At 63.1% G+C, this 12,503-nt stretch carries 9 protein-coding genes; all 9 read left to right on the top strand.

The features are described from left to right. Positions 1–315 precede the first annotated feature (315 nt). The 9 genes from IGX34_RS04620 (at position 316) to IGX34_RS04580 (ending at position 12,138) form a co-directional block, all read left to right on the top strand. Complete coding sequence (locus IGX34_RS04620; protein ID WP_225737234.1) at positions 316–1,503, top strand: hypothetical protein; 1,188 nt, start codon at positions 316–318, stop codon at positions 1,501–1,503. A gap of 117 nt (positions 1,504–1,620) precedes the next feature. After that, positions 1,621–3,045 (top strand): aldehyde dehydrogenase, encoded by a 1,425-nt coding sequence (gene aldA, locus IGX34_RS04615; RefSeq protein WP_192554531.1) that lies wholly within the window; start codon positions 1,621–1,623, stop codon positions 3,043–3,045. A 4-nt stretch (positions 3,046–3,049) separates the two neighbouring features. After that, entirely contained in the window at positions 3,050–4,354 is a 1,305-nt protein-coding gene (locus tag IGX34_RS04610; protein WP_192554530.1) for an MFS transporter, read from the top strand. Beyond that, positions 4,351–5,568: a mandelate racemase/muconate lactonizing enzyme family protein gene (locus IGX34_RS04605; protein WP_192554529.1), complete on the top strand. Its 1,218-nt coding sequence runs from the start codon at positions 4,351–4,353 to the stop codon at positions 5,566–5,568. Before IGX34_RS04610 ends, IGX34_RS04605 begins: the two co-directional genes overlap by 4 nt. Before the next feature lie 81 nt (positions 5,569–5,649). Further along, the gene (locus IGX34_RS04600) at positions 5,650–7,263 is read left to right on the top strand and encodes a GMC family oxidoreductase (RefSeq protein WP_192554528.1); all 1,614 of its coding nucleotides are present in this window, start codon (positions 5,650–5,652) and stop codon (positions 7,261–7,263) included. A gap of 127 nt (positions 7,264–7,390) precedes the next feature. Continuing rightward, positions 7,391–8,560 (top strand): acyl-CoA dehydrogenase family protein, encoded by a 1,170-nt coding sequence (locus IGX34_RS04595; protein WP_192554527.1) that lies wholly within the window; start codon positions 7,391–7,393, stop codon positions 8,558–8,560. 201 nt (positions 8,561–8,761) lie between these two features. After that, entirely contained in the window at positions 8,762–9,301 is a 540-nt protein-coding gene (locus tag IGX34_RS04590) for a GNAT family N-acetyltransferase (RefSeq protein ID WP_192554526.1), read from the top strand. Then, positions 9,298–9,765 carry a nucleotidyltransferase family protein gene (locus IGX34_RS04585; RefSeq protein WP_192554525.1) on the top strand — a complete coding sequence of 156 codons (468 nt, stop codon included), beginning with the start codon at positions 9,298–9,300 and terminating at the stop codon, positions 9,763–9,765. Before IGX34_RS04590 ends, IGX34_RS04585 begins: the two co-directional genes overlap by 4 nt. 102 nt (positions 9,766–9,867) lie before the next feature. After that, the gene (locus IGX34_RS04580) at positions 9,868–12,138 is read left to right on the top strand and encodes a thiamine pyrophosphate-dependent enzyme (protein ID WP_192554524.1); all 2,271 of its coding nucleotides are present in this window, start codon (positions 9,868–9,870) and stop codon (positions 12,136–12,138) included. The last annotated feature ends 365 nt before the right edge of the window (positions 12,139–12,503 follow it).

Below are 12,503 nucleotides of genomic sequence, written 5' to 3'. Positions count from 1 at the left end.
ACAGCATTCTTCGTTCCACTCGCCAGTAACTATTCGAAATCGTACCCACTTGCCAGCTAAAGCAAGAGGATAAGAATTTTCTGGTATCCGACTCAGGCCTGCGCTTCGTAGCCTCCGCGTCATGCCAGCGTGCGAACCCGGTGCAGTCACGCACTGCTTCGACCGCGATGCACATACATCCCTCTACCAGGCCGTGGCTCGGTGTGATCCGGGCCGCGCTGCTGCAGAACAGGGTGTGCCACCAACGTGTCCAGTGCCCGCGAATTCGTCGCCATGAGCGATGCGTTCTGTGCATTCGTCCATGCAAGGAACGCGATGAGTCTGTTCAAACATCGATGGTCGACGCTTTTCCATGGCTCCTTATGGATCGGCCTGGTTCTTTTCAGTGCGCCCGCGCTGGCGGTGACGTTCGGCGACCACTGGGATCTTGGCGGCGCGGTCCGCGTGCGCGTCGACGATGAATCGCGGCGCGACGTACATAAGGTGGGGCTGGACACGGTAATGCTCAGCGCGCGCTACACGTCCGACAGCTGGATCGGTGCGGCGCGCTACCGCTTCTATGGGGCGGAGTATCCCTACCAGTACGTACCGCATTTTGGCGACATCCGCTTCATGGAATATGCGTGGATCGGCTACCGCTTCGATTCCCGCCGCCAGTTGCAGCTCGGCTTGAACCAGGTGCCGTTCGGCTTGCAGCCGCTGTACAGCAGCACCTTCTGGGAAACCCTCGGCAACGTGGTCGGCATGGAAGACGTTTCCATGCTGGGCGGCAAATACATCCAGGATGCCGGCGACTGGAATATCCAGGCCGGTTACTACGCGCGCCAGGCGTGGCCGGGACATGGCACCAGCCGCGGCAGCACCTATTCGGTGGTAGTGACGCCCGCCGATCCGGGCGTTGTCGGCGGCACGCACAATGTGGAGCGGGATCTATTTGTCGGCCGCCTCACGCACAAGACCCGCCTTGGCGGCTGGACGGGCGAAGCAGGGCTGTCGCTGCTCACTTCCGGCCTCTACAACTACGACACGCGCCGCTACGGCCGGCGCAATGCGTATGCCGTGCATTACGCCGCCAGCAAGAACGGCTGGAGTACCAAGTTGCAGTACGCGCGCCAGCAGATGGCGCCGCGCAACCCCGACGGCGAGCAGACCATCAGCGTCGGCGGCTATGACGGCACCTTCAACCTCGCCACCCGCGGCAACTTCTATGCCGGTGATCTCAGCTACCGCTTTGGCGACAGCTACCTGGGCGGCTGGATCAAGGATCTGAGTTTCTACAGTTCCTACAGCATGTACGAGAAATCCAATCCGGCCTTCCGCGATTCGCAACGCTTCATTCTCGGCACGTCGTTTTCGGTGAAGTTCCTCAGCGTTTATCTGGAGTGGCTGAACGGACGCAACGATCCGTATATCGGCGGTGGCAGCTATGCGCAGAGCCTTGCCGCGGGCGGAATCGATCGCTGGCGGGGCAAGTTCTATTTGAACGTCGGCTACTACTTCTGATGGTGCGAATACCTCGCGCGGCCGCTGCGGGCGCTTCGCGGGGAAACGCTGCAGCGGGCGTTTCTGATCTGAATTTTTCGACTGGCATTTTTTGGCCAGGCAATGGCTGGAGTATTCATGCGTAGCGAGCGAAATTTCATTGATGGGTTGTTCGTGGATACGGGCGGCGCACCACCGATTGCGGTGTGCAATCCCGCCACCGGGCAGACCCTGGCCCAGGTCGATGCGGCCAGCATGGCGCAGGTGCAGGCCGCCGTCGGCGTCGCCGCACGTGCGCAGCGCCACTGGGGCCGGCTGCCCGCGATCGAACGCGCGCAGTACCTGCGCAAGCTTGCCGATGCGCTGGTGGCACATGCCGCAACGATCGGCGCGACGCTGGCAGCCGAATCCGGCAAGAGCGTGACCGAGGCCAGCAGCGAGGCGCTATATGCGGCGGAAATCACCCGCTATCACGCCGAATGGGCGCGCCGCATCGAAGGCGAAGTCATTCCCAGCGACAACGCGGACGAAACGATCCTGCTGCAGCGCGAACCGATCGGCGTGGTGGCCTGCCTGATCCCGTTCAACTATCCGGTCTACACGCTGATGCGCAAGATCGCGCCGGCGCTGATCGCCGGCAACACCGTGGTCGTGCGTCCCAGCAACAACACGCCCTTGTGCGCTTTCGATATCGCCAGGGCCATCGAACAGGCCGGGCTGCCGCCGGGCGTGGTGAATGTTCTCGCCATGCGGCACGAGCAGGCGGCAGTGCTGTGCACCCAGCCACGCGTCGGCATGATCACCCTCACCGGCAGCCTCGGCGTCGGCCGCGCCGTGCTGGAGTATTGCAAGGCGAATATCGCCAAGCCCTCGCTGGAACTGGGCGGCAAGACGCCCGTGATCGTCGAGCCCGATGCGGATCTGGAGCAGGCGGCCAGCGCCATCGTCGCCTCCAAGACGACGCACTGCGGTCAGCTTTGCACTGCCATCGAGCGCGTATACGTGCACGACAGCGTGCACCAGCGCCTGCTGGCGCTGCTGCGCGAAAAGTTCGCCGCCATCCGCATCGGCGACCGCGCCGCGGATCCGGCCTGCATGGGGCCGCTGGTGAGTGAGCGCGCACGCGACGACATCCACGCCAAGGTCAGGCGCGCCGTGGCCGACGGTGCCGTACTCGAAACCGGCGGGGTACTACCCGAAGGGCCGGGCTTTTTCTATCCGGCCACGCTGCTCAGCAATTGCCGCCAGGAAATGGAAATCGTGCAGGAGGAAATCTTCGGACCGGTGTTGCCGGTGCTCCGCTACGGCTCGCTGGACGAAGCCCTGCACATGGCCAACGACCACCAGTTCGGCCTGGCTTCCGTGCTCTACACCGAGCACTACCGCACGGCGCTGAAGGTGGCCAATGGCATCGAGGCCGGCGAGCTGTATGTCAATCGCACGCCGGCCGATCCGTACCAGGGCTTTCACGCCGGCTGGAAACGTTCGGGGCTGGGTGGCGATGACGGCAAGCACGGGATGCTTGAGTTCACCCAGACGCGCCTCGTGGTGATGAGGTACTGAGCGCATGGATACCAAAGTGACCATACCCGCGCCGTACGCACGGACAGACAAGCGCAGCCAGCTTTATCGCTACGGGCAACTGGTGCTGCTGGTGCTTGCCGCCGGCGCCATTTATCCGGTGCTGTACCTGCGGCAGATCTATCAGACCAGCATGATCGAAGCGCTGGCGATCAACGATCAGCAGCTCGGCTATCTGTATTCCATTCTCGGTGCGGCGTTCATGCTGAGCTATCTGCCCAGCGGCTGGCTGGCCGATCGCATCGCGCCGCGCCTGCTGATCAGCGTCTCGCTGCTGGGCACTGGGTTGTTGGCGATGGGCTATGCCACCTTGCCGGATTTCCAGGTATTGCTGGCGATCTTCTGCGGCTTCGGCATCACGACCGGGCTTACCTTCTGGGCGGCCTTGCTCAAGCGCGTGAAGCTGCTGGCCAGCAAACAGGAGCAGGGACGTTTCTTCGGCGTACTGGACGGCGGTCGCGGCCTGGTCGAAGCGTTGCTGGCCACGGTTGCCATCAGCCTGTTCACCTATCTGACGCACGATCGCGGTGTTGGCCTTGCCGACGGCTTTCGGCACGTGATCCATCTGTACGCGTATACCTGTCTGGCGCTGGGCATCGTGCTGGGTCTGCTGCGCGACCCGCAGCCGGCGGCGAGGGTGCTGCAAGCCAGGCAGGCGCGTATCAAGGGTAGCGTGCTGCAGGATCTGAAACAGCTGGCTGGCTTGCCCGAACTGTGGCTGGTTACCGCCATCGTGTTCTGCGGCTATCACTTCTTCTGGGCGACCTACAGTTTCTCGGCGTATCTGGAACAGGGTGGCCTGGGGCTGAGCGCCACCATGGCGGGCGTGATCACCACCATCAAGCTGTGGATGCGACCGGTGGGCGGCATCGGCGGCGGCTGGCTGGGCGATCGCTTCACCAATCTGCGCGTGCTGACCTGGGCGCTGGCCCTGGCCGGCGTCGGCATGCTCGGTCTGATCACCTTGCCGAAGCTGCACATCGTGTCGCTGGTGGTGGTGCTGGTGGTGTTTATCGGCTTGATGACCTACGCGATCCGTGGACTCTACTGGGCCGTGCTCGATCAGTGCCAGATTCCGGAGCGCATCACCGGCCTGGCCATCGGCATCATTTCCGTGGTGGGTTATTCACCCGATGTACTGCTGCCGCTGATCAATGGCTGGATCACCCAGCACATTCCCGGCATGCCCGGCTATCAAATTTATTTCAGCTATGTGCTGGTAATGGGCTCGCTGGGCGTGGTCGCGGCGCTTGCCTTGCGCAGGCGCATTGCCAAAAGGAGCCTGGCATGAAGATCGTTTCCCTGCAGACGCACGTCGTTGCGGTGCCGCCGCCGCATATCGGCGGCATGTACTGGCTGTTCGTCACGCTCAAGACCGACACCGGTATCGAGGGTGTCGGCGAAATCTACGCCGCCAGCTTTCACCCCAAGGCGATGGTGCCGGTGATCGAGGATGTGTTCGAGCGCTACTTGCTCGATCACGATCCGCATCACGTGGAGCGTTTCTTCCGCCAGGCCTATTCCAGCGGTTTCACCCAGCGCCCGGACCTCACCATGATGGGTGTGGTCAGCGGACTGGAAATGGCTTGCTGGGACATCATCGGCAAGGCCGCCGGCAAGCCGGTCTACGAACTGCTCGGCGGCAAGGTGCATGAGCGCCTGCGTTCCTATACCTATTTGTATCCGGTCAACCGCAAGGGCGAATACGACTACAGCGATCCGGACCTGGCTGCCGAATACGCAGTGCGCGCGATGGAGCAGGGCTTTACCGCGGTGAAGTTCGATCCCGCCGGTCCCTATACGGCGTATTCCGGCCACCAGCTTTCGCTGGATGTGCTCGAACGCTGCGAAACCTTCTGCCGCAAGATCCGCGATGCAGTCGGCAATCGCTGCGACCTGTTGTTCGGCACGCACGGGCAGATGGTGCCGTCGTCGGCGATTCGTTTGGCCCGACGGCTGGAAAAATACGATCCGCTGTGGTTCGAGGAGCCGGTGCCGCCGGGGCAGGAACAAGCCATGGCGCAGGTTGCTGCAAAAACCACCATTCCGATCGCCGCCGGCGAACGCCTCACCACCAAGTACGAATTCTTCAAACTGCTGCAGGCGGGCGCTGCATCGATCCTGCAAATGAATGTGGGCCGCTGCGGCGGCCTGCTGGAAGCGAAGAAGATCGCCAGCCTGGCCGAGGCGTATTACGCGCAGATCGCGCCGCATCTCTACAACGGGCCGGTCGGCGCCGCCGCGAGTTTCCAGCTGGCCGCCTGCACGCCCAATTTCCTGATCCAGGAAAGCATCGGTTGCTGGGACGGTTTCCATGCGGAGGTGCTCAAGCAGCCGCTGCAATGGGAAGACGGCTACATCGTTCCATCGCGCGAGCCTGGCCTGGGCGTCGAACTGAACATGGATGTGGTGCGCAAGCACTGCCCCTACACCGGCGAGCGGCTGCATCTGCAGATGGCGGCCGATCCCGTGGACGTAAAGGACCACTCACCCGCCAGGGGCTGAGCGCGAGCGTTCGCGTCCCCTTTTCACCCTGCGACAGGCCGCTGCCGGCCGATCACTTTTCAACTTGTTTGCGGCGCTCCCATGACATTCGATTACATCATCGTTGGTGCCGGCTCTGCCGGTTGCATCCTGGCCGATCGCCTCACGGAGTCGGGCCGGCATTCAGTGTTGCTGCTGGAAGCCGGCGGCAAGGACGACTCGCGCTGGATCAAGATGCCGGGCGGCTTCGCCAAGCTGTACTACAACCCCCGCTATAACTACATGTACTACTCCGAACCGCAGCCACGGCTCAACGACCGCAAGCTGTATGCGCCGCGCGGCAAGGTGCTTGGCGGCTCCGGTTCGATCAACGCCATGATCTACGTGCGCGGCCAGCCGCATGATTTCGACGACTGGTCGATGGGCGGCAACGACGGCTGGGCATGGCAAAACGTGCTGCCGTATTTTCGCCAGGTGGAAACCCATCCGGACGGGGAGAGCGAATATCACGGCGGCTATGGTCCGATCCATATCAGCTCGATGCGCGGCAAGACGCATCCCATCTGCGACAACTTTCTGGCCGCCTGTGACGAGCTGGGCTATCCGGTGACCGAGGATTTCAACGGCGCCCAGTTCGAAGGCGCCGGCATCTACGATCTCAATACGTATAAGGGTGAACGCTGCTCCAGCAGCAGCGCCTATCTGCGTCCGGTGCTGGAACGTCCCAATCTGCGTGTCGAAACCGACACGCTGGCCGAACGCGTGCTGTTCAATCAGGATGGCCGTGCCATCGGGGTGCGCGTCAGGCGCGGCGGCGAGCAACAGGATTTCCGTGTCAACAAGGAAGTGATCTTGTCGGCGGGAGCGGTGGGTACGCCCAAGGTCTTGCAGCTGTCCGGCCTCGGCGACAAGCAATGGCTCGATCAGTTCGGCATTCCCACGCTGCAGCATTTGCCTGCGGTGGGTGCGGGCCTGCAGGACCATCTGTGCGCGAGCTACTACTACCGGGCCAACGTGCCCACGCTCAATGGTACCTTGCGTTCGTGGCTGGGGCAGATGAAGGTCGGGCTGCAATACATGCTCCGGCGCAGCGGCCCGCTGGCGATGAGCGTGAACCAGTCGGGCGGCTTCTTCCGCGGCGACGACAGCCAGGCGCATCCCAATCTGCAGCTGTATTTCAATCCGTTGTCGTACCAGATTCCCAAAAGCAGCAAAGTGAGCATCAAGCCGGAGCCCTATCCGGGCTTTTTGCTCTGCTTCAATCCGTGCCGGCCGAGCAGTCGCGGCACCGTGCGCATCGCTTCGCCCCACGCCGAAGATGCGCCGTTGATCGATCCGAACTATCTCAGCACCGAAAAGGATGTTGCCGAAGCGATCCAGGGCAGCCGCCTGATTCGACGTCTGATGAGCACCGAGGCCTTGCGTTCCATCACCGTCGAGGAAACCTTGCCCGGCCCGAGCGTGCAGGACGACCGGGACATGCTTGGCTATTTCCGGCAGAACAGCGGTTCCATCTATCACCTGTGCGGTTCGGCCGCGATGGGTCGCGACCCGCGCAATTCGGTGGTGAATAACTTTCTGAAAGTGCACGGCGTGCGCGGCCTGCGCGTGGTCGATGCCTCGATCTTCCCCAACATTACGTCGGGCAACCTCAATGCGCCCACCATGATGGTGGCGGAAAAGGGCGCCGCCCTGATTCGTGCGGAAAGCAGCTAACTAGCTGATAGGTCGGCGGATTATGGCGGGCCCTGGCGCCAGCCTGACGGCTGCTGCGGCCCGGCATGACCCGGATCGTGGCCCCCGGCTACAATAACGGGCTCCCCTGATTGCTTCCGGAACTTCTATGGCAGCCCGCTTGAATCCGCTCGACCTGTATGACGTCCGCTCCCTGCTCAGCGACGAAGAACGCATGGTGCAAGACACCGTGGGCCGCTTCGTCGACGAAAAGGTGCTGCCGATCATCGGCGATTGCTTCGACCAGGGCCGTTTTCCCAAGGAACTGATTCCGGAAGTGGCCAACCTGGGCCTGCTGGGCGCCACCATTCCCGAAAAATACGGCTGCGCCGGCATGAACGGCGTCAGCTACGGCCTGATCTGCCAGGAGCTGGAGCGTGGCGATTCGGGCCTGCGCAGCTTCGCGTCCGTGCAGAGCTCGCTGTGCATGTATCCGATCTACGCCTACGGCAGCGAAGAACAGAAAATGCACTACCTGCCGAAAATGGCGGCGGGTGAAGTGATCGGCTGCTTCGGCCTGACCGAACCGCACGGCGGCTCCGATCCGGCCAACATGAAAACCAACGCCAAGAAGGACGGCGGCGACTGGGTCATCAACGGCGCCAAGATGTGGATCACCAACGGCAACATCGCGCAGATCGCGATTGTCTGGGCGCAGACCGAAGACGGTATCCAGGGCTTTATCGTGCCCACCGACAGCAAGGGCTTCACCGCACAGGAAGTGCACAAGAAGATGAGCCTGCGCGCCTCGGTCACTTCTGCGCTGTTCTTCGACAACGTGCGCGTGCCCGATGCCAACCGCCTGCCGAACGTGAAAGGCTTGAAGGGCCCGCTCGGCTGCCTTAACCAGGCGCGCTACGGCATCACCTGGGGCCCGATCGGCGCCGCCCAGGCCTGCCTGAAGGAAGTGATGGACTACACGCAGGAGCGCGTGCTGTTCGGCCGCCCGCTGGCCGCCAACCAGGCGATCCAGCTGAAGATGGCCGACATGGCCCGCCGCATCACCACTGCCCAGTTGCTGTCGCTGCAGCTCGGCCGTTTGAAGGATGCCGGCAAGATGGAGCCGACGCAGGTATCGCTGGCCAAGTGGAACAACGTGCGCATGGCGCTGGACATCGCGCGCGACTGCCGCGACATCCTCGGCGGCGCCGGCATCACGGTCGAGCATTCGGCGATTCGCCATGCTTTGAACCTGGAATCGGTGATCACCTATGAAGGTACCGAGACGGTGCACCAGCTGGTGGTGGGGCGCGAGCTGACGGGCATCAATGCGTTTTGATGCCCTGCGGGCATGCGCCTGCAGCCGCAACGGATAAAACGGCCTACGGCCGCTATTTCTGCGCGCCGTCGTCATTCCCGCGAATGCGGAAATCCATCGTTGCTCTAGAGCAAGGCCAACATGGATTCCTGCATTCGCGGGAATGACGGCCTCGAAAATGAAGCGTTCCAGCAAGGAAGGGAAGCATTTCGGGAGTCCAGCATGTCGATCAACACTATCCGCATCGAAACCGACCGCCTGATCCTGCGTCCGCCGGTGCTGGACGATTTCGATGCCTACGCCGCCAATATGGGCGACTACGAAGCCTCGCACTTCATCGGCGGCCCGCAACCGCGCGCGACGGCATGGCGCGGTTTTCTATCGCTCGCCGGCGCATGGATGATCCAGGGCTTTTCGATGTTCTCGGTGATCGAGAAATCCAGCGGACGCTGGGTCGGCCGCCTCGGCCCCTGGCATCCGGAAGGCTGGCCCGGCACCGAAGTGGGTTGGGGCCTGGCGCGCGCCGCCTGGGGCAAGGGCTATGCCTACGAAGGCTCCGTCGCCGCCATCGACTGGGCTTTCGACCATCTGGGCTGGAGCGAAGTGATCCATTCCATCAATACCGACAACTACGCATCGCAGGCCTTGGCCAAGCGCCTGGGCTCGCAGCTGCGCGGCCCCGCGCAGCTGCCGCCGCCGTACGAAAACATCACCGTCGGCATCTGGGCGCAAACGCGCGAGCAGTGGAAACGGCGCACGTGAGCAACCTGCCGCAGGCCTTGCTCGACGTGCTGACGGCGGTAATGCCGCAGCTGCGCGAGCATTGCCGCGATGGCTGGGTGGTAATCGGCAGCGCTGCAGCCGCCTTGTCCGGTGCCGACGTCGACGTGGCCGATCTGGACCTGCTGACCAGCCGCGCCGATGCCGAACGCCTGATCGCGCTGTGGCAACCCGCGCTGGATCCGCACTACCACCCCGCCGCCGCCGACCGTTTCCGCTCGCACTTCGCCCGCTTCCTGTTTCCCGGCATGCCGGTCGAGGTGATGGGCGACCTGCAACTGCACGGCGAGCAGGGCTGGCAACCGGTCCGCGTGCACCAGATCGTGCAGGCGGTCGCCGGCGGCATTGCGGTACCGATTCCTGCTGTCGCCGAACAGATCCGCGTACTGGAAAGCTTCGGCCGCCCCAAAGACCTGCAGCGCGCCAGCCTGCTGCGTGCCCTATGAACCGCTCCAGGGTCGCCACACTGGCAGCAGTCAGCCACGCCCATCGATAATTTCCCATTCCGTGCCGCGCCACGGCACGTCCAGACCGAGAACATCGCCATCATGTCCGCCACGCCTATCGCCGCCCGCCACAAGGGCTTCAACCGCGCCGAGATCGTCGATCAGAACTTCACCGAGTTCGTGCAGCTCTGGCAGGGCGACGTGCACAGCAAGCCGCGCGACGGCGAGGCCGTGCTGCCGGGCAGTGCACTCGATGCTCGCGGCTTTCGCGATCTGCTGGAATCGCAGCTGATCTCGCGCCACCTGGATCTGATGGCGCGCGTGCTGCGTGTGCAAAACAAAGTGTTCTACACCATCGGCAGCTCCGGCCACGAAGGCAATGCAATGGTGGCGCGGCTTACCCGGCATACCGATCCGGCCTTCCTGCATTACCGTTCCGGCGGCTTTATGGCCGAGCGTTTCCGCAAGCTGCCGGGCATGGATCCGGTAATGGATTCGGCGCTGTCCTTCGCTGCCAGCAAGCAAGATCCCGCTTCCGGCGGCCGCCACAAGGTGTGGGGTAGCAAGCCGTTGTGGGTGCTGCCGCAAACCTCCACCATCGCTTCGCACTTGCCCAAGGCACTGGGCACGGCCATTGCGATCGAGCAGGGGCGCCGCATCGGCCATCAGCTGCCGATTCCCGAAGATTCCATCGCCATCTGTTCGTTCGGCGATGCGTCCAGCAACCATGCGACTGCGCAGACCGCGTTCAATGCCGCCGCATGGACGGCCTACCAGAAGCTGCCGGCACCGGTGCTGTTCGTATGCGAAGACAACGGTATCGGCATCTCGGTAAAAACACCGAGCGGCTGGGTGGCCAACAACTTCCAGCATCGCCCTGATCTGGATTACTTCTTTGCCGATGGCCTGGATCTGGCCGAAGGCTATGCGCAGGTGCAGCGTGCGGTAGACCACTGCCGCAGCACGCGCCGCCCGACCTTCCTGCACCTGAAGACCACCCGCATCATGGGCCATGCCGGCACCGATTTCGAAATCGAGTGGCGCAGCATCGAAGAGCTGGTGACGGTGGAAGCCTCCGATCCGCTGATGCGCTCGGCGGCGATTGCGCTGCAGTCCGGTCTGTACAGCAAGGATGAATTGCTGGCGCTCAACGATCACATCCGCAAACGCTGCTTCGCCGCTGCCGACGAAGCCGACCGCAGCCCCAAGCTCGATCGCCTCGACGAAGTGATGGCGCCGCTGGCGCCGTATACGCCCAAGCAAGTAAAGGCCGAAGCCGAGCGTGCGGATTACCAGGACAGGCGCGTGGCCGTGTTCGGCGGCGAGGGCAAGCTGCCGGAAAAGCAGCCGCCGCGTCATCTGGCAATCCAGATCAACCAGGCACTGCACGAGGTGATGGCGAAATATCCCGAAACGCTGCTGTTTGGCGAAGACGTCGCGCAGAAGGGCGGCGTGTATACGGTGACCAAGGGCCTGTTCAAGGTGTTCAAGGGTAACCGCGTATTCAACACGCTGCTCGACGAAACCATGATCCTCGGCCTGGCGCAGGGCTACGCCAACATGGGCATGCTGCCGCTGCCGGAGATTCAGTACCTGGCGTATTTCCACAACGCCTGCGACCAGATTCGCGGCGAGGCCGCCTCGTTGCAGTTCTTCTCCAATGACCAGTACCGCAATCCGCTGGTGATGCGCGTGGCTTCGCTGGGTTATCAACGCGGGTTCGGCGGTCATTTCCACAACGACAACTCGATTGCACCGTTGCGCGATATTCCTGGCTTGGTGGTCGGCTGCGCCAGCCGCGGCGACGATGCGGCGACCATGTTGCGCACGCTTACTGCGCTGGCCAAGGTCGACGGCCGCGTCTGCGCGTTCCTCGAGCCGATCGCGCTGTATATGACCAAGGATCTCTACGAAGCCGGCGACGGTCAGTGGCAGTTCGCGTATCCGGCTCCGGGCGAAGCGATGACGCTGGGCGAGGGGCGCGTGTACAACGAGGGCGCCAATGACCTGGTGATTTTCAGCTTCGGCAATGGTGTGCCGATGGCGCTGCGTGCCGGCAAGACCATCGAGCAGGAGCTGGGCTGGAAGGTGCGGGTGGTGGATTTGCGTTGGCTGGCGCCGCTCAATGATGCGTTTATTGCGGAGCAGGCGAAGGGTGCCAAGCGCATTCTGGTGCTGGATGAGGGGCGCAAGAGTGCCGGGGTGGGCGAGGGCGTGATTACCGCTATTGTCGAGGCGGGTCTTGGTGGGACGCCGTTGGAGCGGGTGGTGGGTGCTGATACGTATACGCCGCTGGCGGGGGCTGCGTTCCTGGTGTTGCCTGGCGATGCGGAAGTGGTTGCTGCTGCGAAGAAGCTCGCTGGCAACGCGTAATGCGTGTGTTGGGTTACCCCGGACTTGATCCGGGGGGTAACCCAACGAATGTTTGTTCCTTTGGCCTGATCGCGCTGATCTGCTCCCTCCCCTGCTTGGCAGGGGAGGGCTGGGGTGGGGTTGCCCGCGCTTGCCTCGAGTTATGCGCTCGCCTGGTTGTGCATCTCGCTTTGATGTGTGCCATTGCCTGCGGCGCTTTCGGCCCCTTCGGGCCCGAGTCACTTTCTCTTGCGTGCCCAAGAGAAAGTAACCAAAGAGAAGGGCACCCCGAGGGAGCGCTTGATGGGCATCCATGCCCATCAAGTGCGTGAAGGGTGGGAGGGGCTTTTCGACAGCACATCCTGTGCTGACGAAAAGGCATGGGC

The sequence above is a fragment of the Dyella acidiphila genome, assembly GCF_014863405.1.
Lineage (GTDB): Bacteria > Pseudomonadota > Gammaproteobacteria > Xanthomonadales > Rhodanobacteraceae > Dyella_B > Dyella_B acidiphila.
The sequence above is the reverse complement of the archived record's forward strand: the minus strand, read 5'-3'. Positions and strand labels throughout refer to the sequence as shown.